This window comes from Halorubrum sp. B52, from assembly GCF_059752555.1.
In genome coordinates this window covers 1-21519 of the sequence record NZ_MWTG01000012.1, presented here as the reverse complement: position 1 = coordinate 21519, position 21519 = coordinate 1, and the positions used below count along the sequence as shown (strand labels likewise).

The window sequence follows — 21519 nt, the reverse complement described above, 5'->3', positions numbered from 1 at the left end:
GAGGATTCGTCCGCTCCGTCGCGGGGTGCGCCGGTACCCGATCGGGTCTTCTGCACCGACAAACTACTTATCCGGTCGGTCGTAATCGCCCCTATGCGACGGGTTCTCACCCTCTCGGTCGTCGTCGCCGCGATCGCCCTCCTCTCGCTCGGGGTCGGCGGGGTCGCCGCCGGTCCGGTCGCCGAAAGCGTCGCCGCCGGCCCCGCTGACGTCGTCGCCGGCGGCGCCCCGGCCAGCGCGACGGCCGCCGAGTGCGACGCGGGCGACGGCACCGATGTCGTCGGCTGCTGGAACGGGACCCACTACGAGGAGGAGCTGTCCTTCAACCAGAGCGACGGGCTCAACGAGTCGGAGCTGGAGGCCCTGACGCACCTGACGATGGCGCGGGTCGAGCACATCCGCGAGCGGCCGTTCCGGGAGGACGTGCCCGTCGAGACGGTCACCCGAGAGGAGTTCATGAACGGCTCGGCCGGCGGGAACAACTCCAGCGAGTCGTTCCGCCGCTGGAACGACCAGGTGTGGGAGGCGCTGTTCGTCGTCGGCGAGGACGAGAACGCGAACGACGAGATCGACGCCGTGTTCGGCGGCGCCGTCTCCGGCTTCTACTCGCCGGCCCAGGACCGGATCGTCCTCGTCGTCGCCGAGGGCGAGGAGACGCGGATCGACCCCTCCACGCTGGCGCACGAGCTGGTCCACGGGATGCAAGACCAGTACCACGACCTCACGCGGCCCCGCTACGCCGGCGCCACGCAGGACGGCGACCTCGCGGTCGACGGGATCGTCGAGGGGGAGGCCGTCCACATCGAGGAGCGCTACGCCGCTCGCTGCGCGGCCAACTGGACCTGTCTCGACGCGCCCGCCGCCGGCGGCGGGGGCGGGGGGTCGGCGGCCGACTTCAACTTCGGCATCCTCCAGACCGTGCTTCAGCCGTACTCCGACGGCGCGCTCTACGTCGAGGAACTGGTCGAGGAGGGCGGCTGGGAGGCCGTCAACGAGACGATGACCGAGCCGCCCGGGAGCACCGCCGAGGTGATCCACCGGACCCCCGACTACGAGACCCGCGAGGTCGCCTTCGAGGACACGGCGACCGGCGACTGGGAGACGTACCCCGACCAGGGGGTCGACGGCGCCGAGACGACCGGCGAGGCGTCGATGTTCGTCATGTTCTGGTACCAGAGCCTCGAGTACGGCTACCCGGTCCTCGAACCCGACGCGAGCGCGGGGGCGAACGTCCGGATCCACACGCGGCCGGACGAGGAGCTCCGGACCCGCGCGAACTACAACTACGCCCACGAGTCGACCGACGGCTGGGCGGGAGACGAGCTCTACCCGTACCGCGCCGGCGAGGGCGACGACGCCCGCGACGGCTACGTCTGGGTGACCGAGTGGCAGACCGCCGCCGACGCCGCGGACTTCCGCGAGACGTACGTCGAGATGATAACCGCCCACGGCGACGGCGAGTACGAGTCGGGGCGGGTGTACGAGATCGACGACGGCGACTTCCCCGGCGCCTACGGCGTCGTCCGAGACGGGACTCGCGTGACGATCGCTCACGCACCGGAGCCCGCCGGCGTGCTCGAACTGCGTCCCGACGCGGACCTCGCGCCGCCCGCCACCGACGAGAGAGACGGCGCTGACGTCAACGGCGACGGGACCGGTTCCGACACCGACGACGGAACCGACACCGGGTCGGACGGCGACGACGCCGACGGCTCGTCCGGTCCGGACGCCTCGACCGGCGACGAGGCGCCCGGGTTCGGCGTCGTCGCCGGCCTCCTCGGGCTGCTGGCGGCGGTGTCGCTGCTCGCGCGCCGGCCGCGGGACTGACCGGGTCGGCGTCGGGGCGTGACCGGCGCACCGGCCGCCGTCGACCGCCGGCGCGAGACCCGGACCGCTTTTGCTCCCGCGCGGGCGTATCCGGTAGTATGACCGAGTTCGACATCGTCGACGCGGCCGCGATCCGCGACGGGCGGGCGACGGACGCGTACTTCGAGCGGACCGAGGCCGCGCTGGAGCACGCCGGGCGGAACCCCCGGGTCGTCGCCGAGGTGACCGCCGACCAGTTCCCCGACGGCGACTTCGAGCTGTTCGCCGGGCTGAAGGACGCGCTCGCGCTGCTGGAGGGCCGAGACGTCGACGTCGACGCGATCCCGGAGGGGCGGCTGTTCGACGGCGGGCCGGTGATGCGGATCGAGGGGCCGTACCTGGCCTTCGCGCGGCTGGAGACCTCGCTCCTGGGCTTCCTCTCGCACGCCTCCGGGATGGCGACCGCCGCGCTCGACTGCCGGATCGCGGCGCCGGACACCTCGGTGCTCTCGTTCGGGGCGCGCCACGTTCACCCCGCGATGACGGCGGCGGTCGAGCGCTCCGCGCTGGTGGGCGGGTTCGACGGCTTCTCGCACGTCGCCGCCGGCGACCTGCTCGGCCGGGAGGCGTCGGGGACGATGCCGCACGCCCTCTCGATCTGCTTCGGCCGCGGGGAGCAGGAGGCCGCGTGGCGCGCCTTCGACGAGGCCGTCGACGAGTCGGTGCCGCGGATCGCCCTCTGTGACACCTACTCCGACGAGGTCGACGAGACGCTCCGGGCGGTCGACGCGCTCGGCGACCGGCTCGACGGCGTCCGGCTCGACACCACCGGCTCGCGCCGCGGCGACTTCCGGCACATCGTCCGGGAGGTCGGGTGGGAGCTCGACGCCCGCGGCCACGGCGACGTCGACGTGTACGTCTCCGGCGGGCTCGGCCCCGCCGACCTCCGCGACCTCCGCGACGTCGTCGACGGGTTCGGCGTGGGCGGCTACGTCTCCAACGCCGACCCGGTCGACTTCGCGCTCGACCTCGTCGCCGTCGACGGCGAACCGGCGGCCAAGCGCGGGAAGCTCTCTGGCGCGAAGGCGGTCTACCGCACCGCCGACGGCGCGCACGCGGTCGGACTGGCGGAGCGCTCCGGTCCCGAGGGCGCCGAGTCGCTCATGGAGCCCGTCGTCCGCGACGGCGAGGTCGTCGCCGGCGACGCGGTCGACCTCGCGGCCGCGACGGAGCGGGCGCTCGCGGACGCGGAGGCGGTCGGCTACGGGGCGGAGTAGCGGTCGGCTACGGGGCGGACGAGTCGAACGCGGCAGAATAGGGTCGCTCTCGGCGGTTACAGCTCCTCGACCGCGCCGCCGTCGGCGCGCTCTCGGAACACCTGCCCCTCGATGAGCGTCACCATCGTGTCGTCGTCCTCCCACGCGGTCGGGGAGAGCTTCGCCTTCCGGCAGGCGCGCGAGAGGAACTCGGCGCCGGACCAGCCGTTCTCGACGGGGACCGTCGGGTAGAGCCAGCCGTGCGCGTTGCCGCCGTCGACGGCGACGCCGTGGGTGCCGATCTTCAGGTCGGCGAGGGGGTCGTTGGTGAGCACCGTGTTCGAGACGACGAACACGGAGACGGTGATGTTGTCGAGCTCCTTCGGCTCCACCTCCGAGCCGCACGAGTCGTCGGAGGCGGCCTTGATCGCGGCCTCGACGATCGCGTGACCGAGCTGGTCGGAGGTCTCCCACGCGCCGGCGCAGCCGCGCAGTCGGCCGCGGCCCCTGGTGGACTCCAATCGAACGAATGCCCCGGTGCGGGCGTAGAACGCCTCGCGCATGCTGCCGGGTTGTTCGCGTTGTCCGTGTCGGACGAACGACTCGACCGCCTCCCGCGCGAGTTCGACCGCTCGTGCACCGTCGTCGTACGACAGCTGAACGGTCTGGGCCTCGGACATACAACTCTATTACGTTGCTGACGACTTGAACGCTTCCCTTGCTAATCTGTCGCATACCGCCCCGTCGAAGCGTCTCGTATTCGTTCGGCGTGTGCTACCGAGTGACGCGATCGTCGAGAGCCGATCGCCGGGGATGCGATCACCGCGACACCGATTCCGACCGCCCCGACCGAATCGCTTATTCGCGGCCGCGGAGTACGTCGGCCCGGACAGAGGGAGCCCGACTCCCGTGCCTCTGGCATGAGGAAAGTCCCCCCACCGGCCGGACGGGCGACCGGGCACACGCCCGGAGTCGGAGACGGCTGGCTCTGGAACAGCAACGACACCCCCCGCCCCGACCCGTGAGTCGAGCGAACCGACCCGCGAGGGAAGGGAGTTAACCCGACGAGGTTCGACGGGCGGGAACGGATGGAACGGCGAATCCTCGCCGGTGCAAGTCCGCGCCATAAGGTAGTCCGGCCACGGCGCGGACGCTCAGCCGAATGTCGGGACGAACCGAAGGGGGCTTACTCCCCTCAGTCCGCTTCTACTCGATAGTCGTGAGTGTTGGCGTTTGAGTTATTATGCGTTGTCTCGGTGATCGCAACGTGGTGACCGCCGCCGACGCTCCAGCCGCTCTCTTATAAATGACTAACCGCGAATCACCGCCGAACACCTCCAAAGCCCCAGTCGCGAGGGCGGCGTACGCTCGCTGCGCTCCTCACTCGGTCGCTCACTACGTTCGCTCCCTCCTTGCGGTGCTTTCGTCGTCATCAGAACGCGCAGCGTTCTGATTGGCTCACGAGAGCTCTGCTCTCGTGAACGCCTACGCCGCCCTCGCGACTGCCCCTTTGAGTCCCGCCCCGCAACGCACAGCACCGCAGCCTCACACCTCCCCAAGCCTCGTCGCTGGCGGCTGGCGCCGCCAGCGACTCCCTCGCGCGTGCTCCTCGCGCCCTGCGGGCGCTCGGAGGCACTCGCCACCGCCTGGTTCGGGTATAAATATCGCGTGGCCGCCGGCAGTACGACTGACTCACGGCGCTCAGTTGCTTAAAAGGGAAGCAGCGCCGCGCTGCCGCCGGCCGCTTCCTGAATCTCGTCGCCGTAGGCGATCGTGATGTACAGGATGGTGAAGATGACGGCGTTGTGGAGGCCGTGGAGCAGCGCCGGGACGACGAGGTTCTCGGTGTACTCGTACACCGCGCCGAAGACGATGCTCGGGAGGAAGAGGATGGCGATGGTCGTGAGCCGGGCGGAGGCGCCGCCGGTCAGCGCCATCACGTGGACGGCCGCGAAGATCGCGGAGGCGATGAGGATCGCGGGGACCGGCGACAGCGCCTCCCGGAGTCGCCCCTGGACGACGCCGCGGTACAGGATCTCCTCGGAGGGGCCGATCACGAGGAACGACGCCGCGATGAGGAGCGGGATGATCGCCGGGTTCTGCATGGCGAGCTCCGCGCTCTGGTTCGAGGCGGCCTCGGTCCCGAGCCGCTGGATCACGATCGAGACGGCCATGATCGTGACGAGGATGAGCGCCCAGCTCCCGACGATCAGGCCGATCTCCTTCAGGCTCGGGCGCCGCACGCCGAGGTAGGCGACGATCCCGGACCGGTCGAGCCCGCGCCACGCGAGGTAGCCGATCGCCAGCCCGCCGAACGCGACGTACTGGCCCAACACCAGCGTGAGCACGAGGCTCGCGGCGAGCGGGAGCCCGCCCGTCACGGCGTTGAGACCGAGCACCACGCCCCCGCTCGCGAGGGCGATCGCGGGGCCGAGGACCCCCAAGAGCAGGGCCGTGGCGATCGCGACGGCGACGGCGCGGCCGCCGGACCCGTCTGTCGCCGTCGACGAGGCGGTGCCGTCGGCGGTCGCCGGCCCGTCGCCGGGCGCGGTCGAGCCGTCCGCCGGCTCGCCGCCGTCGGGAGCGCTCGGCTCGCCGCCGTCGGAAGCCTCCGGCTCCCGTCGATTCCCGTCGTCGCTGGAGGGGTCAGCCATTACCCGGTGTACGAACCGACGCATAATAGGGCTGTTCGTGTCCCCGCTCGCGGTCGCCCGCGGGCCTCCCTCACCGATACAGCAGCTCGTACCAGAGCACGGCGGTCACGGCCCGTCCGTCGCGGAGCCCCTCGTCGACGACGGCCTCGAGCAGGTCGTCGTACGGGACGGTCTCGACCGCGATCGACTCGTTGTGGTCGAGGTCGCGGTCGGCCGTGGGTTCACAGCCCGTCGCGAGGAAGTGGTGGTGGACCGAGTCCGCCATCCCGTTCGTCGGCTCCACCGTCGTCAGGCGCTCGAAGGCGTCGGCCTCGTACCCCGTCTCCTCGGCGAGCTCGCGCGCCGCGGCGCGTTCGAGATCGTCGGCGTCCTCCGGCTCGACCGTCCCGGCGGGGAGCCCGCGGTTGACGCGGTCGACCGCCTGTCGCCACTCGTCGATGACGACGACGTCGCCGTCGGCGGTCAGCGGGAGCACCACGACCGCCGGCGGCTCGTCGACGTAGTGGAACCCGTCGGTCTCCCCGTCGGGGAAGCGCACCTCGTCGCGGCGCACGTCGAATCCGGGACAGCGGTAGTCGATCTCGGTGCCGAGCGTCTCCCACGACAGGTCGTCCATGCGTCGGGGTCGGCGCTCGGGCACCTAAATCCCCTCACTCGGTCGGAGGCTCTCCCCTCCGGGCCCGGACCGCCGCCGCGCCTCGGCTCGCGGCCGCGCCGACGACCCACGCGAGCGTCCCCAGCACGAGGGCCTCGACGCCGACGAAGACGAGCCCGTCGAGCTCGACGAGCGCGGCGACGCGCTCGCCGAGGGACCGCCCCGAGAGGCCCAGCAGGTAGTGGTCCGCGCTGTACCCGAGGAGCGCGCCGTAGACGGTCGCCCACGCCAGCGCCAGCCCGGCCCGTCGGTACGAGAGGACCGCGGCCGCGAGGACGCCGACGAGCGCGGCGTCGCCCGCGAGGAACACGACCCCGCCGGAGATCTCGAAGGCCCCCAGCGCGTAGGCCGCGAAGACGGCGAGGAAGAGCAGCGGCGGGGCGAGGAGCCGATACCGACGCGGCGGGCCGTTCCGATTCGAGCCGAGGAGGACGCGGCGAGCGAGGGACATGCCTCCGGATCGTCGCGGTCGCCTGATAAATCCACGCGCCGGTCGCGACGCCGCGGGGCGGCCCTCGCGAGCGGCGGCGCGGTCGAGCCGCCTCACTCCCACTCGCCGAGCGACGCCTGCCCGTCGCCGCGGTCGCTCGCCGGTCGGTCCCGGGACTCGTCCGTCTCGTCCTCCTCCCCGGCGCTCGGCTCGCCGCCCACCCAGTCGGTGAGCTTCCCGCCGTCGCCGTCGGCGTCAGTCGAGCGCGTCCGGGCCTCGTGGCCGCGATCGCTCGCGGTTCCGCCTCCGTTCCCCGCCCCCTCGCCCGGCTCAAACCCGCCGAGGGTCGCCTGGTCGCTCTCGGCGAAATCGAGGTTGGAGACGCGCACGCCGAGCTTGCGGACCCGGTCGTCGGCGAACTCCGCGAGGAGGTCGAACGCGACCGACTCCACGAGGTCGGGGTCGTCGACCGGGCCGGGGAGGCTCCGCGCCCGGGTGTTGACGTCGTAGGGCGGCTCGACCGCCTTGATCCCGATGGTGCGGTAGAGGCACCCGCGCTCGCGGGCCCGCCGGGCCACGTCGGCCGCGAGCGCCGCCACCGTCTCCCGCTTCGTCTCCTCGTCAGCCGTCGGCGACAGCGACGACTCCCGCGAGAGGCTCTTGGGGAGGCCGGTCGGGGTCACCTCCCGATCGTCGTCGCCGCGGGCGCGCCGGTGGAGCTCCGGGCCGCGCTCGCCAAGCTCCTCGGCCAGCCGGTCGGGGTCGGCGGCGGCGAGGTCGGCGGCGGTCTCGACCCCCATCTCGGCGAGGGTTCGCTCCGTCACCGGGCCGACGCCGTGGATCTCGGCGGTCGACAGCGGCGCGAGGAACGACGCGACCGAGCCGGGCGGGACGACCACGAGCCCGTCCGGCTTGTCGGCGTCGCTGGCGACCTTCGCGGTCGACATGTTCGGCGCGACGCCGACGCTCGCGGGCACCCCGGCCTCGCGCTCGATGCGCTCCTTGACGTGCCGGGCGTACCCCTCCGCGAGGGTCCGCGCCTCGGCGGGGCCGGCCGCGGCGCTCTCTCCCGCCGCGGCGTCCCACGCGGTCCGGTCGGTGACGTCGAGGTACGCCTCGTCGACGCTCACCTCGCGGAGCGTGTCGGCGCAGTCGCGGAGGACGGCCTTCACGTCGCCCGCGACCTCCTTGTAGAAGTCGAGGTCCACGGGGAGGTACCGCCCGGTCTCCTCGGGGTCCGGCGCGTCCGGGTCGTCGGGGTCTGCGTCGACGCGGCGCGGGAGCAGGTCGAGCGCCTCCGAGATCGGCATCGCGCTCTCGACGCCGAACGCGCGGGCCTCGTAGCTCGCGGTCGCGACCGCGCCGATCGTCTCCCCCGCCTCGTACCCCATCCCGACGACCACGGGCTCGCCCGCCAACTCGGGGCGGCGGAGCCGCTCGCAGGAGGCGTAAAAGCAGTCCATGTCCACGTGGAACACGACGCGGTCGCTCCCGTCCGCCTCGTCGGTCGCGGTCCCGGGGAGCGTGCCGCCGGCCATCGCCCGAGGCTCCGCGCCGCGCCGACTTAAGAATCAGCCACGCGCGGCGGCAGTGAAACCGGTCGCTCGCGCGGGCGACCCTCTCGCCCCGGCCCCGACGGTCGCCCCCTGCTCCGTCCTCAGAACTGATACCCGGGTCGGTATTCGTTTATGAGGCGGGCACGTATGGACCGCTATGCCCGAACGGATCGACGTGTTACACGTCGACGACGACCCCTCCGTGCTGGACCTGGCGGAGGCGTACCTCGAACGCGAACTGGAGGCCGTCGCGGTGACGGGCGTCACGTCGGCGTCGGACGCGCTCGACGCGCTCGACGGCGGGCGGTTCGACTGCATCGTCAGCGACTACGACATGCCCGGCACGGACGGGCTGGAGTTCTTCGAGCGGCTCCGCGAGACCGACCGCTCGATCCCGTTCGTGTTGTACACCGGGAAGGGGAGCGAGGAGATCGCGAGTCAGGCGCTCAACGCGGGCGTCACCGGTTACTTCCAGAAGGGCGGGCCCGAGCAGCTCCGCCGGCTCGCGAACCGCGTCCGGCAGGCGGTCGACGATCACCGGACCCGGGAGATCGCGGACCGCTACTCGACGGTCATCGGCGCGCTCGGCTACCCCGTCTACGTCGTCGACGAGACCGGGATCTTCCGGTTCGTCAACGAGCCGTTCGCGGAGTTGACCGGCTACGACCGCGAGGAGATAATCGGCAGCGAGCCGGCGCTCATCAAGGGCGACGAGGCCGTCGCGGAGGCGGAGAATCGGCTCGGGACGACCCTCTCCGGCTCCGGGCCGGACGTCCAGCGGTTCCGGGTGGACATCTCCCCGAAGGAGGGCGAGCCGATCCCCTGCCGGGACCACATGGCGGCGCTCCCGTACGGGGGCGACTGCTTCGAGGGGAGCGTCGGCATCCTTCGCGACGTCTCCGACGAGGTGGAGCGGCGCGAGGAGCTGGAGACGAAGACGCGCGCGCTCGACGAGGCGCCGGTCGGCATCACCATCACCGACCCCGACCGGCCGGACAACCCGATGGTGTACGTCAACGACCGGTTCGTCGAGATGACCGGCTACGACCGCGACGAGGCGGTCGGCGTCAACTGCCGGTTCCTGCAGGGCGCCGACACCGACGAGGCGTCGGTCGCGCGGCTCCGCGAGGCGATCGAGGCCACGGAGCCGACCAGCGTCGAGCTGCTGAACTACCGGAAGGACGGGACCGAGTTCTGGAACCGGGTCAGCATCGCCCCCATCCGCGACGCGGCCGGTCGCGTCTCCGAGTGGGTCGGCTTCCAGGAGGACATCACGGCGTTCAAGGAGCGCGAGGCCGCGCTCGAGCGCCAGAACGAGCGGCTCGACTCCTTCGCGAGCATCGTCTCGCACGACCTCCGGAACCCGCTCAACGTCGCGCAGGGCCGCGTCGACCTGGCCCGGAAGACGGCGGACGAGGGCGCCGAGCACCTCGACGCCGCGGCCGACGCGCTCGACCGCATCGAGTCCATCGTCGAGCACACGCTCACGCTCGCCCGCGAGGGGGAGACCGTCGGCGACCCCGCGCCGGTGTCCGTCGCGGACGTCGCCGCGGACAGCTGGGAGACGGTCGACACCGGCGCCGCCGAGCTGACGATCGAGACCGACCGGGAGGTGCTGGCCGACGCCGACCGGCTCCGGAACCTCTTCGAGAACCTCGTCCGGAACGCCGTGGAACACGGCGGCCCGGACGTGGCGATCCGCGTCGGCGACCTCGACGACGGCTTCTACGTCGCCGACGACGGGCCGGGGATCCCGGACGAGGTCGCCGCCGACCTCTTCGACCCCGGACAGAGCGGCGTCGAGGGCAACACCGGCTTCGGGCTGGCGATCGTCCAGGAGATCGCCAACGCGCACGGCTGGACCGTCGCGGCGACCGAGTCGGCGGCGGGCGGCGCGCGCTTCGAGATCCGCGGGATCGAGCGCCGTCAGCCGCCGGCGGTCGAATCGTAGGGGGCGACCCGGAACCGGATCGACTCCCGCCGTTCGCAAACGCCTTTGTGGTCCCGGCCGAAGCGGAGGGAAATGGGGACGCTCTCCGGCATCGCCGACACCGACCGGCGGGTCATCGTGCTCGCGCTCGCCCGGATGGTCGGGGCCGCCGGCAACTCTTTTCTCATCGTCGTGCTGCCGCTGTACATCGCCAGCGACCTGATCGACGTCAGCGCGCTCCTCGGGACCGAGGTCGGCGTGGGCGCGGCGTCGGTCACGGTGACCGAGCCGCTGCTCATCGGGGTCGTCCTCTCGCTTTTCGGCTTCCTCAACAGCCTCTCGCAGCCGGTGACCGGGCGGCTCTCGGACCGGATCGGGGTTCGGCGCCCCTTCGTGCTGACCGGAATCCTCCTCTTGGGCACCGCCAGCGGGCTGTACACGGTCGCGGACGTCTACTGGCAGCTCGTCGTCCTGCGGGCGATTCAGGGGTTCGGCGCGGCCCTGATCATCCCCGCGACGGTCGCGTTAGTCAACGAGTACGCGTCGGCCGACGCCGACCGCGGCGGCAACTTCGGCGTCTACAACACGTTCCGACTGATCGGCTTCGGCTTCGGCCCGGTGCTCGCCGGCGCCGTCGTCGAGGCCGGCCCGTACGACCTCTCGCCGATCGGGCTCCCCGTGATCGACGGCTTCGACGCCGCCTTCGCCGCCGCCTGCGGCGGGGCGTACCTCAGCTTCGCCCTCGTCTTCCTCCTCGTCCGCGACGCCGCCGAGTCCAGCGAGGCGAGCGACGACCTCTCGATCCGCGTGCGCGGCGAGGACCGCCTGCTCGACCCGGTGTTCGCGCTCGGGCTGGCGACGGTGGCGATGGGGATGTGCATCGCGCTGTACGCGACGCTCCAGAACCAGGTGAACGTCCGGCTCGACCAGGCGCCGGTGTGGTTCGGGCTCCAGTTCGCGGCCGTCACCATCGCGAACGTGCTCCTCCAGGTGCCCGTGGGACAGGCCAGCGACCGGATCGGGCGCCGCCCGTTCCTGCTCGCCGGCTTCGTCCTCCTCGCCCCCACGACGCTGCTGCAGGGGATCGTCACCGACCCGATCCTGATGACGCTCGTCCGGCTGGGGCAGGGGGTCGCCGTCGCGTTCGTCTTCGCGCCGTCGCTCGCGCTCGCGGGCGACCTCGCGCGGGAGGGCGAGTCCGGGACGACGCTGTCGGTGCTCACGATGGGGTTCGGCTTCGGCGTCGCGCTCGGTCCCCTCGCGTCCGGCTGGCTCGTCGGCTTCGGCTTCGTCGTCCCCTTCGCGGTGGGCGCCGGGCTCGCGGTCGTCGCCCTCGCCGCGGTCGTGACGCAGGTCGAGGAGACGCTCGGCGCGAGCGACGGCGCCGGGGCGGTCGCGGCGGACTGAAGCGTATAACCGACCTCGGCTCGAACGGAGGCCCGTGTCGAACGACCGCGTCCGCTGCGTCGACTGCCGCGAGCCCATCGCGAGCGACGCCCGGGTCTGCCCGCACTGCGAGGCGGTCCAGCCGTCGCCGCTCGTCGACGTCGGGGTGGCCGTCGCCGGCGTCTTCGCGTTCGCCTTCGGCCTGCTCCTCGCGATGCTGACGATCGGGACGAGCCGGCTGATCGGCTTCCTGCTGCTCGTCGTCGGCTTCGGCCTCGCCGTCGGCGGCTACACCCGCCACGTCGACCGGCAGGCGGGGCGGCGGGCGCGGTAAAATCGACGCGTTCGGACCGTTCTCCCCGGCGTCGACGTCGCGGTCGCCCGGTCCGGCGCTTTTTAACCGTCGCCGACGAAAAGGCGGGCGTATGCTCACCCCAGTCAACGCCGGCCTCGTCCTCGCCGGACTGCTCCTCGCGTTCGTCGGCGCCGCGGTCTCCGTCTACGCCGTCACGCTGACCGGGCTGCTCGTCGGGGGCGGCGCGGGCTACCTCGCCGCGCCGAGCCTCGTCGGGCTGATCGCGGTCGACGGGCCGGTCCTGACGGGAGTCGCGATCGCGCTCGGCGCCGCGATCGGGGGGTTCCTCGCCTACGCCGGGCTCTCCTTCGCCGTCGTCGGGATCGGCGGGCTCGTCGGCGGCTTCGCCGGCCGGTTCGCGGTCGGGCCGCTGTACGCGGCCGACGCGGCCGGGATCGAGGGGACGCTGCTGCTCGTCGGCGCGACGCTCGCGGGCGTCGCGGTCGGCGCGCTGTTCGGATTCGTCCTGAGCCGGACGACGCTCGTCGTCTCGACGGCGTTCATCGGCGCGGCGTTCGCGTCGCGGTCGATCACCCCGTCGACGCTGGACGCGGCCGCCGCCGGGCCGTCGGTCGAGCCGCTCCTGTTCGACGTCGCCGCGCCGGTCTTCGTGGCCGTCTTCGCCCTCGGCGCGCTCTCGCAGCTCGGGCTGTTCCGGTTCGGCTACGTGACGAAGCTGGTCGGGCTCCTCCCCGGCGCGCGGCGGTGGACCGCGGACGACGACCGGAAGGCGAAGGGCGCCTGAGTCGGGCTCTCGCCGGTCCCCCCGTCTCCCCCTACTCGTCCCCGTACTCGTAGAACCCGCGTCCCGTCTTCTTCCCGAGGTCGCCGGCTTCCACCTTGCGCTTGACGAGGTACGCCGGCTTGTAGCGGTCGCCGAGCTCGGCGTGGAGCGTCTCGCTGGCGTCTAACACGACGTCGAGCCCGATGTGGTCGGCGAGCTCTAAGGGCCCCATCGGGACGTTCGTCCCGAGCTTCATCCCGCGGTCGATGTCGGCCTTCTCGGCGACGCCCTCGTCGTAGGCGCGGACGCCCTCGTTGATCCACGGCATCAGGATCCGGTTCGTGACGAAGCCGGGCTTGTCGTCTGACTCCCACGTCTCCTTCCCGAGGGCCGCGGCGAACGCGTGCGCGAACTCGGCGACCGCGTCCGCGGTGCGCTCCCCGACGACGACCTCCACGCCGTCCATGATCGGCACCGGGTTCATGAAGTGGAGCCCGACCACGTCGCTCGCGCGGTCCGTGGCGCTCGCGATGGTCGTGATCGACAGCGTCGAGGTGTTCGTCGCGAGGACGACGTCGTCGTCGGTGGCCTCGTCGAGGTCGGCGAACACGTCGCGTTTCACGTCCATGTCCTCGACCGCGGCCTCGACGACGACGTCCGCGGCCGCGAGGTCGGCGAGGTCGGTGGTGCCCGCGATCCGGTCGCGGACCGCCGCCGGCTCCTCGTCGAGGGCCCCCTTCGCCGCCAGCCGGTCGAGGCTGTCCGCGACGCTGTCGAGGCCGCGCTCGACGTACTCGTCCTCGATGTCGCGCATCACGACCTCGTAGCCGGCGGTCGCGGCGACCTGCGCGATCCCGTTGCCCATCGTGCCGGCCCCCACGACGCCGACGACGTCGATGTCGGATAGCTCCCGCATGGAGGTCGCTGTCGCGCCGCGGCTGGTAAGTATTGCGGCTCCGCGAGCGCGGCGAGTCGGGTCCGTAACCGCGGCGTGTCGACTCCGCGACCGGAGCGTGTCGGCTCCGAGGCGGATACCGTCGCGCCCGGTCGCCGTTCGTTGCGAACGAGCGATAATTAACTATTTGAGTAGTAAGTCTATATTCCCTGAACCCGTTCCAGAGCGGAGAGAAACGCTCGGAACCCGTCGAATCCGTTTCTTTACGTCCGCCGAAACGACCATAGCGTTTTTTATCGATGTAACGGGAGTACGAACTGATGCTTCCTCACGCCGCCGACAACATCTCGCGGGACGGCAAGTCGCTGATCCTCGCGTACGACCACGGACTCGAACACGGGCCGGTCGACTTCGAACCGAACCCCGACACGGCGGACCCCGAGCGGATCTTCGAGCTCGCCACCCACGAGGCGGTCACCGCGCTGGCCGTCCAGAAGGGGATCGCCGAGGCGTACTACCCCGACTACGAGGACGAGGTGAACCTCCTGTTGAAGCTCAACGGGACCTCGAACCTCTGGATGGGCGAGCCGAACAGCGCGGTCAACTGCACGGCGGAATACGCCGCCGGACTCGGCGCCGACGCGATCGGGTTCACGGTGTACGGCGGGTCGAACCACGAGATCGAGATGGCCGAGGAGTTCCGGGAGGCGCAGGAGGGCGCCCGCGAGCACGACATGGGGGTCGTCATGTGGTCGTACCCCCGCGGGCAGGGGCTCCGCAACGACGGGAGCCCGGACGTCATCTCGTACGGCGCGCGGCTCGGCTTGGAGCTCGGCGCCGACGTGGTGAAGGTGAAGTACCCCGGCTCACCCGAGGCGATGGGCGACGCCGTCGAGATGGCCGGCCCCGCCAACGTCGTGATGTCCGGCGGGACGATGCGCGATGACAAGGAGTTCCTCCGGAACGTCTCGAACGCCATCGACGCGGGCGCGACCGGGATCGCCGTCGGCCGGAACGTCTTCCAGCGCGACGACCCCGAACGCATCCTCGACGCGCTGGAGGCCGTGGTCTTCCGGGAGGCCGACCCGGCCGAGGCGCTGGCCGTCGCCGAGAGCGACGACTGATGACCGACACGGAGCCCGCCGCCGGGGACGACCCGGACCCGACCGTCGAGGCCGTCTTCGACGCGGTCGCCGAGACGGCCCCCGAGATCCGCGCCGCGCTGCCCGGTCGCCGCGTCGAGAGCGGGACCGACAACCCCTCGGGCGAGAGCGTCCTGGCCGGGGACCTGTACGCCGACGAGCTGCTCGGCGAGGCGCTCACCGCGATCGACGGCGTCGGCTCGTTCGTCAGCGAGGAGCGCGAGGCCGCCGTCGACGCCGGCGGCGCGGTCGGGAGCGACGCCGACGGCGGCCCCTACGCGGTCGCGATCGACCCCCTCGACGGCTCCTCGAACCTCCGGTCGAACAACGCGATGGGCACCGTCGTCGGGATCTACGACGCCCCGCTGCCCGCGACCGGGCGCGACCTCGTCGCCGCCGGCTACGTCCTCTACGGCCCGATCACGACGATGGTCGTCGCCGACGACGCCGGCGTTCGCGAGGAGGTGGTCGAGGCGGACTCCGAGGGGTCGGTCACCCGCTCGGTCGTCGAGGACGACCTGCGGCTCCCCGACGCCCCCCTCGTCTACGGGTTCGGCGGGCGCGTTCCCGACTGGCCCGACGACTTCACCGCCTTCGCGCGCGAGATCGAAGACGAGCTGAAGCTCCGGTACGGCGGCGCCATGGTCGGCGACGTGAACCAGGTGCTCACCTACGGCGGGATCTTCGCGTACCCCGCCCTCGTCGACGCGCCGGACGGGAAGCTCCGGCTCTCCTTCGAGGCGAACCCGATCGCCTACATCGTCGAGCGCGCGGGCGGGGCCGCCACCGACGGCGACATCGACATCCTCGACGTCGAGCCCGAGGGCGTGCACGACCGCGTGCCGCTGTACGTCGGCAACGAGGAACTCGTCGAGCGGCTGAAGGCGGCGCTCGACTGACTCACGCCGTCGAATCGGGTCCGGTCCGGCCGGACCCGCATGGAAAACTGTTTAGGATCTACCGCAAATCTTGCGCCCATGAAAGTCCACGTCGGCGCGGCGGCGACGCCGGAGGAGGCCGAGGCGATCGCGAAGTCGCTCGCCGAACACCTCGGCGTCGACGTCGACGTCCACGTCGGCGAGAGCGCGGAGCCCGCCGCAAGCGCCGCACCCCCCGAGACGGCGTACCCCCTCGACGACGACCTCGGCCCCACCGACCGCGAGCGCGCCCTGCAAGCGGAGATCGACGACATCCTGGAGGGCGGACCGGAGAAGTACCGCGAGCGGCTCCCCGAGCAGGGGAAGCTGTTCGTCCGCGACCGGCTCGACCTCTGGTTCGGCGGCGAGGGCGGGACGCGCGGCGCGGGCGACGCGACCGACGGCGATCCCGCGGGACTCCACTTCGAGGACGGGAAGTTCGCCGCGTTCGACGACTGGCACCCGAACGCGCCCGGGCGGGCCGGTCGGGGCGGCGATGGCGGAGACGACAGCGACGGCGAGGGCAACGAGGCCGACGGCGACCGCCTCCCCGCCGACGGCCTGCTCACCGGCGCCGCCGAGTTCGAGGGGCGCGACGTCCACTTCATGGCCAACGACTTCACCGTGAAGGCGGGGTCGATGGCGGCGAAGGGCGTCGAGAAGTTCCTCCGGATGCAACAGCGGGCCCTGAAGACGGGCAAGCCCGTGCTCTACCTGATGGACTCCTCGGGCGGGCGGATCGACCAGCAGACCGGCTTCTTCGCCAACCGCGAGGGGATCGGGAAGTACTACTACAACCACTCGATGCTCTCCGGCGCCGTACCGCAGGTCTGCGTGCTGTACGGCCCCTGTATCGCCGGCGCCGCCTACACGCCCGTCTTCGCCGACTTCACGGTGATGGTCGAGGGGATGTCCGCGATGGCGATCGCCTCGCCGCGAATGGTGAAGATGGTCACCGGCGAGGAGATCGAGATGGCGGAGCTGGGCGGGCCCCGCGTCCACGCCGAGGAGTCCGGCTCCGCGGACCTCGTCGCCCGCGACGAGGAGCACGCCCGCGAGCTCGTCGCCGACCTGATCGGCTACCTCCCGGATCGGGCCGGCGAGAAGCCCCCGCAACGGGAGACGAAGCCGCCGAAGCTCCCGCCCGAGGGGATCGACGAGCTGATCCCCGAGTCGCCGAACCGCGCGTACGACGCCCGCGACCTGCTCGACCGGATCGCCGACGCGGAGTCCGTCTTCGAGCTGAAGGAGGGGTACGGCCCGGAGATACTCACGGCGTTCTGCCGGATCGACGGGCGTCCCGTCGGCGTCGTCGCCAACCAGCCGACGGAGCGCTCGGGCGCGATCTTCCCCGACGCCGCGGAGAAGGCCGCCGAGTTCATCTGGACCTGCGACGCCTACGAGATCCCCCTGTTGTACCTCTGTGACACGCCGGGGTTCATGGCCGGCTCGGGGGTCGAGAAGGACGCGATCTTAGAGAAGGGGAAGAAGATGATCTACGCCACCTCCTCGGCGACGGTGCCGAAACAGACCGTCGTCGTCCGGAAGGCGTACGGCGCGGGGATCTACGCGATGGGCGGGCCCGCCTACGACCCCGAGAGCGTGATCGGGCTCCCCTCCGGCGAGATCGCGATCATGGGTCCTGAGGCCGCGATCAACGCCGTCTACGCCCGGAAGCTCGCCGAGATCGACGACCCCGAGGAGCGCGCCGAGACCGAGGCGCGGCTCCGCGAAGAGTACCGCGAGGACATCGACGTCCACCGGATGGCCAGCGAGGTCGTCATCGACGAGATCGTCCCCCCGTCGACGCTCCGCGAGGAGCTCGCGGCCCGGTTCGCGTTCTACGAGGACGTGGAGAAGGAGCTGCCGGACAAGAAACACGGGACCGTTCTCTGAGGGGACGGCAGGACGACACGGCGGACGTTCGGGCGATCCGACGGTCCGGCGACGCGGCTGACCGCTACAGCGCCGCGGCCAACTCGGGACCGAGGAGGTCGGCCGCGCCCCCGATACCCAGCGCCACGGCGACGCCGACCGCGAGCAGCGCGCCGACGTACGCGGCCGAGCCGACGAGCGACGCGGCGGCGAACCGCGGGGCGGAGACCGACGAGGCGTTCGCGGTCGGGACCGCGAGCCACCCGCGCGTGCCGGGGACCGCGTTGGAGGCGGCGACCGCGGGGAGTCCCCACCGGTCGAACCAGCGGGTCGCGCCGTCGAGGCCCCCCTCGCCGATCGGAACGAGGGGAAGCGACGTGGGGTCGACGTCGAACCGGCGGACGGCCGCGAAGACGACCGACTGGCCGACGGTGGCGCCGATCACCGCCGCGGCGAACACCGGCAGGACCGCGACCGCCTCGACGCCGACGGCGACCACGGCGGTCACGAACAGCGTCCGCGCGGGGAGCACCTTCCCGACGAGCGCGCCCTCGAGCGCGAACACGGCGAACACCGCGACGGCCCCGTAGCTGTCGACGAGGGCGAGCGCGGTCGCGACGTCGAGGTCGAACACGACCTCCCTCGGCCGGCCACGCGTAAAGCCCTTACACCGTGAGCACTGCTCGCAGGTCCCATAGTAGCACCTCATCGGATCTCTCTGATCTCGGTGCGCCGGATCGAGGCCGAACGACCGGGGGGTGGGTATTTATCGATAGCACGCGCAGGTGTCGTCCATGATAGACGTCGGTCGCAAGGCGCCGGACTTCATCGCCCCCGCGGTCACCGGCGGGACGGCCGCGGAGCTGGAGCTGTTCCGGCTGGTCGACGGTCACGACGCGGTCGCGCTCTGCTTCGCTCCGGCGAACTTCGTCCCCACTTGCACGGCCGAGTTCGCCGCGGTGCGGGACGCGGGCTGGCACGGCCGCGACGACCTCGCCGTCGTCGCGCTCACCGGCGACTCGCTGTACGCGGGGTTCGCCTACGCCGACCGGTTCGACCTCCCCTTCCCCGTCGTCTCGGACTTCCACGGCGGCGTCGCCGACTCGTACGACCTGCTCGCCGAGTCGTGGGAGGGCCACTCGGACATCCCGCGCCGCGCGACGGTCGTGATCGGGGGGGACTGGACCGTCCGGTTCGCCGAGGCGACGACGGACGCGCTCGACCGCCCGGCGCCCTCTCCCGTCCAGAACGCGACCGCGGCGCTCCGCGACCTCGGCGTCGACGTCGACCGGCCGCGGGTGAACTACGACGGGCCGTGGTGAGGTCGGGCGACGAGCGGTGAGGAGTCCGCCGGCGGTCGCCGGGGTTATTTGACGCCCGCGCGCCGACGTTCCTTCATGGAAGGCGACTTCGCGGAGTACCTCGACGAGTTCACGCGCCGGGACTGGGAGACGCTCGATCCGGAGTCCGTCGCGGACCCGGTTCGGATCGCCGTCGTCGGCCTCGGCTGGTTCGCCCGCGACTGGGCGCTGCCGGGAATCGCCCGATCGCCCTACACGGAAGCGACCGTCGTCACGGACGTCGACGCCGACGCGGTCGAGGCGGTCGCCGCCGAGCGCGACGTGACCGGTGTCACCCCCGAGGAGCTCCGGTCCGGCGCGGTCGCGGACGCGTACGACGCGGTGTACGTCGCGACGCCGAACGCGACCCACCTCGAGTACGTCCGGGCCGCCGCGGCGCAGGGGAAGGCGGTCCTCTGCGAGAAGCCGCTGGAGGCGACGCCGGATCGCGCGCGCCGGCTCGTGGCCGCGTGCGAGGACGCCGGCGTCTCCCTGATGGTCGGCTACCGGATGCAGACCGACCCCGCCGTCCGGCGGCTGCGCGACCTCCTCGACGCGGGCGTCGCCGGCGACGTGGTTCACGTCCACGCGACGATGTCGCAGACGATGCTCGGCGAGCTCGGCGGCGACGCCGACCAGTGGCGGCTCGACCCGGAGCTGTCCGGGGGCGGCGCGCTCATGGACCTCGGCGTCTACCCGATCAACACCACCCGGTTCGTGCTCGGCGCCGACCCGGTGCGCGTGTCGGGGCGGACCCGCTCGGTCCACGAGGCGTTCGCCGAGGTGGACGAGCACGCCACCTTCCGGCTGGAGTTCCCCGACGGCGTCGACGCGATGTGCTCGGTGAGCCAGAACGCCCAGCACGCGAGCCGGCTGGAGGTCACCGGCACGGAGGCGAGGCTGATACTCGATCCGGCGTTCTACGAGCGCGAGGACCGCGGGTTCGCCGTCGTCCGCGACGGCACCCGCGTGGACGTCGACTTCGACCAGGTCCACCAGATCGAAGAGGAGTTCGCCTACTTCGGCCACCAGCTGCTCGCGGGCGAGTCGTTCCACGCCGACGGCGCACACGCCCTCGCGGACGTGCGCGCGCTCGACGGCATCTACGAGTCGGCCGAGACGGGGCGGCCGGTGACGCTCGGCGACGACGCCGCCTGAGGCCGAGCGATCGCTACTGCTCGATCCCGTACACGTCGCTCGTCCAGTCGCGGGCCGGCGTGTCGTACACCGGCTCGTCGCGGTCGCGATCGTCGAGCCGCCGCCGGTCGGCCGCGTCGAGCTCCCAGTCCAGGTCGGCGTTCGCTCGGACGTGAGCCGGCGTCGACGACCGCGGGAGCGGGACCACGCCGCGGTCGACCGCCCACCGCAACACGACCTGCGCGGGGCTCTTGTCGTACGTCTCGGCGAGCTCGGCGACGACATCGTCGCCGAACACGTCCGTCCGCGCGAGCGGCGCCGCGGCCTCAACCACGGTGTCGGTCTCGCGGCAGTAGTCGACGAGGTCGGGGCGCTGGAAGTAGGGGTGGAACTCGATCTGGTTGACCGCGATCGGCACGTCCGAAATGTGGTGCGCGCAGCTCAGCTGGTAGGCGCTGAAGTTCGACACCCCCACGTCGCGCACGAGCCCTCGATCGCGGAGCTCCGCCATCGCCCGGAGCGTCTCACGTAGCGAGATGGCGGGATTGGGCCAGTGGATGAGGTATAAGTCGAGGTAGTCGGTGCCGAGCCGGTCGAGCGACGCCTCGCACGACTCGATCACCGACTCGTAGTTGAGGTTCTTCGCGAGCACCTTCGAGGTGAGGAAGGCGTCGTCGCGGTCGTACTCCGCGAGGACGTCGCCGATGACGTCCTCGTTGTGGTACCCCTCGGCGGTGTCGATGTGCGCGTAGCCGGCGTCGAGCGCCGCGCGGACGCTCTCTGCCGTCTGGTCGCCGAGGTCGTACGTGCCCAGTCCGAGCGCCGGTAACTCGGCGCCGCTCGGGAGCGTCTTCGTTGGAACGGTCACACGCACGGGTTCGGCGGATCGCCGATTGAAACTACCGGTCGGGGAACCCCGGCACCGTTGGATCCTCAGCGGTCGCGCGACGGTATTTAAGAACAATGAGCTGCGACGACTGTTTATAAACAATGACGCGGTGGCGTGCGCCTGCGAGCGGCCGCCACCGGCGGCCGCGAGCCAGCACGCGCGAGGGAGTCGCGAACGAAGTGAGCGACGAGGCTGGGGAGGCGTGAGGTGCGGTGCGGAGCGGGTGGGGATTTGACGGCGTTCACCGCGCTGACAACGGTTTATAAGCGAGCGGTTGAGCTCAAATCACCCGGTGATTTTGCTCACTTCGTTCGCAAAATGCACCGGCCGAGACTCCCCGCGAGCAGCGCGAGCGGGGAGTCAGGGCGGTGCACGACTGCAAGGAGTGCACCGGCCGAGATTTGAACTAATGAAAGACGGTCGGCTCGCTTCGCTCGCCGCTGCGTCTTTCTGAGTTCAAATCACTCGGAGATTTCTCTCACTTCGTTCGAGAAATGCACCGGCCGAGACTCCCCGCGAGCAGCGCGAGCGGGGAGTCAGGGCGGTGCACGACTGCAAGGAGTGCACCGGCC

General features: G+C 71.6%; 19 protein-coding genes and 1 other RNA gene. 12 read left to right on the top strand and 8 right to left on the bottom strand.

Annotation, left to right across the window (positions count from 1 at the left end):
* Window positions 1-93 precede the first annotated feature (93 nt).
* Complete coding sequence (locus tag B4V04_RS15910; protein WP_498232694.1) at window positions 94-1827, top strand: Hvo_1808 family surface protein; 1734 nt, start codon at window positions 94-96, stop codon at window positions 1825-1827.
* Window positions 1828-1925: 98 nt separating this feature from the next.
* On the top strand, window positions 1926-3083 hold the full coding sequence (locus B4V04_RS15905; protein ID WP_498232693.1) for a nicotinate phosphoribosyltransferase: 1158 nt from the start codon (window positions 1926-1928) through the stop codon (window positions 3081-3083).
* 56 nt (window positions 3084-3139) lie between these two features.
* On the opposite strand, the gene B4V04_RS15900 is transcribed toward B4V04_RS15905, so the two are convergent.
* Complete coding sequence (locus B4V04_RS15900; protein ID WP_144798197.1) at window positions 3140-3742, bottom strand: TIGR00296 family protein; 603 nt, start codon at window positions 3740-3742, stop codon at window positions 3140-3142.
* A gap of 208 nt (window positions 3743-3950) precedes the next feature.
* Between B4V04_RS15900 and rnpB the strand changes: the two genes are divergently transcribed.
* An RNA gene (gene rnpB, locus B4V04_RS15895) (RNase P RNA component) lies at window positions 3951-4263 on the top strand.
* 508 nt (window positions 4264-4771) lie between these two features.
* Here the strand turns inward: rnpB and B4V04_RS15890 are convergent.
* The 4 genes from B4V04_RS15890 to B4V04_RS15875 all read right to left on the bottom strand — a co-directional run bounded on the left by B4V04_RS15890 (window position 4772) and on the right by B4V04_RS15875 (window position 8339).
* Window positions 4772-5716, bottom strand: coding sequence for a CPBP family glutamic-type intramembrane protease (locus B4V04_RS15890; protein ID WP_498232692.1), 945 nt, complete (start codon window positions 5714-5716; stop codon window positions 4772-4774).
* A gap of 70 nt (window positions 5717-5786) precedes the next feature.
* On the bottom strand, window positions 5787-6332 hold the full coding sequence (locus B4V04_RS15885) for an NUDIX hydrolase (RefSeq protein WP_498232691.1): 546 nt from the start codon (window positions 6330-6332) through the stop codon (window positions 5787-5789).
* A 34-nt stretch (window positions 6333-6366) separates the two neighbouring features.
* Window positions 6367-6822: a hypothetical protein gene (locus B4V04_RS15880; protein WP_498232690.1), complete on the bottom strand. Its 456-nt coding sequence runs from the start codon at window positions 6820-6822 to the stop codon at window positions 6367-6369.
* A 92-nt stretch (window positions 6823-6914) separates the two neighbouring features.
* Window positions 6915-8339, bottom strand: coding sequence for a Y-family DNA polymerase (locus B4V04_RS15875; RefSeq protein WP_498232689.1), 1425 nt, complete (start codon window positions 8337-8339; stop codon window positions 6915-6917).
* A 175-nt stretch (window positions 8340-8514) separates the two neighbouring features.
* On the opposite strand from B4V04_RS15875, the gene B4V04_RS15870 reads away from it, so the two are divergent.
* The 4 genes from B4V04_RS15870 to B4V04_RS15855 all read left to right on the top strand — a co-directional run bounded on the left by B4V04_RS15870 (window position 8515) and on the right by B4V04_RS15855 (window position 12773).
* Window positions 8515-10308: a hybrid sensor histidine kinase/response regulator gene (locus B4V04_RS15870; RefSeq protein WP_498232688.1), complete on the top strand. Its 1794-nt coding sequence runs from the start codon at window positions 8515-8517 to the stop codon at window positions 10306-10308.
* A gap of 72 nt (window positions 10309-10380) precedes the next feature.
* Complete coding sequence (locus B4V04_RS15865; RefSeq protein WP_498232687.1) at window positions 10381-11694, top strand: MFS transporter; 1314 nt, start codon at window positions 10381-10383, stop codon at window positions 11692-11694.
* Window positions 11695-11728: 34 nt separating this feature from the next.
* Complete coding sequence (locus tag B4V04_RS15860) at window positions 11729-12007, top strand: zinc ribbon domain-containing protein (RefSeq protein WP_498232686.1); 279 nt, start codon at window positions 11729-11731, stop codon at window positions 12005-12007.
* Window positions 12008-12098: 91 nt separating this feature from the next.
* On the top strand, window positions 12099-12773 hold the full coding sequence (locus tag B4V04_RS15855; RefSeq protein ID WP_498232685.1) for a phosphate ABC transporter permease: 675 nt from the start codon (window positions 12099-12101) through the stop codon (window positions 12771-12773).
* A gap of 31 nt (window positions 12774-12804) precedes the next feature.
* On the opposite strand, the gene B4V04_RS15850 is transcribed toward B4V04_RS15855, so the two are convergent.
* On the bottom strand, window positions 12805-13668 hold the full coding sequence (locus B4V04_RS15850) for a 3-hydroxyacyl-CoA dehydrogenase family protein (protein WP_498232684.1): 864 nt from the start codon (window positions 13666-13668) through the stop codon (window positions 12805-12807).
* 299 nt (window positions 13669-13967) lie between these two features.
* Between B4V04_RS15850 and B4V04_RS15845 the strand changes: the two genes are divergently transcribed.
* The 3 genes from B4V04_RS15845 to B4V04_RS15835 all read left to right on the top strand — a co-directional run bounded on the left by B4V04_RS15845 (window position 13968) and on the right by B4V04_RS15835 (window position 17602).
* The gene (locus tag B4V04_RS15845; RefSeq protein ID WP_498232683.1) at window positions 13968-14771 is read left to right on the top strand and encodes a class I fructose-bisphosphate aldolase; all 804 of its coding nucleotides are present in this window, start codon (window positions 13968-13970) and stop codon (window positions 14769-14771) included.
* Entirely contained in the window at window positions 14771-15688 is a 918-nt protein-coding gene (locus tag B4V04_RS15840) for a class 1 fructose-bisphosphatase (RefSeq protein ID WP_498232682.1), read from the top strand. The genes B4V04_RS15845 and B4V04_RS15840 overlap by 1 nt, the downstream gene beginning before the upstream one ends.
* Window positions 15689-15766: 78 nt before the next feature.
* Complete coding sequence (locus B4V04_RS15835; RefSeq protein WP_498232681.1) at window positions 15767-17602, top strand: acyl-CoA carboxylase subunit beta; 1836 nt, start codon at window positions 15767-15769, stop codon at window positions 17600-17602.
* Window positions 17603-17666: 64 nt separating this feature from the next.
* On the opposite strand, the gene B4V04_RS15830 is transcribed toward B4V04_RS15835, so the two are convergent.
* Window positions 17667-18215 carry a DedA family protein gene (locus tag B4V04_RS15830; RefSeq protein ID WP_498232680.1) on the bottom strand — a complete coding sequence of 183 codons (549 nt, stop codon included), beginning with the start codon at window positions 18213-18215 and terminating at the stop codon, window positions 17667-17669.
* A 160-nt stretch (window positions 18216-18375) separates the two neighbouring features.
* Here B4V04_RS15830 and B4V04_RS15825 point away from each other — a divergent pair, with 160 nt between their 5' ends.
* Together B4V04_RS15825 and gfo6 are read left to right on the top strand one after the other, a co-directional pair.
* Window positions 18376-18903 carry a redoxin domain-containing protein gene (locus tag B4V04_RS15825; RefSeq protein WP_498232679.1) on the top strand — a complete coding sequence of 176 codons (528 nt, stop codon included), beginning with the start codon at window positions 18376-18378 and terminating at the stop codon, window positions 18901-18903.
* Between the two features lie 75 nt (window positions 18904-18978).
* Window positions 18979-20079 carry a D-xylose 1-dehydrogenase Gfo6 gene (gene gfo6, locus B4V04_RS15820; RefSeq protein WP_498232678.1) on the top strand — a complete coding sequence of 367 codons (1101 nt, stop codon included), beginning with the start codon at window positions 18979-18981 and terminating at the stop codon, window positions 20077-20079.
* 13 nt (window positions 20080-20092) lie between these two features.
* Here the strand turns inward: gfo6 and B4V04_RS15815 are convergent, their stop codons facing one another.
* The gene (locus B4V04_RS15815) at window positions 20093-20926 is read right to left on the bottom strand and encodes an aldo/keto reductase (protein ID WP_498232677.1); all 834 of its coding nucleotides are present in this window, start codon (window positions 20924-20926) and stop codon (window positions 20093-20095) included.
* Window positions 20927-21519 lie beyond the last annotated feature (593 nt).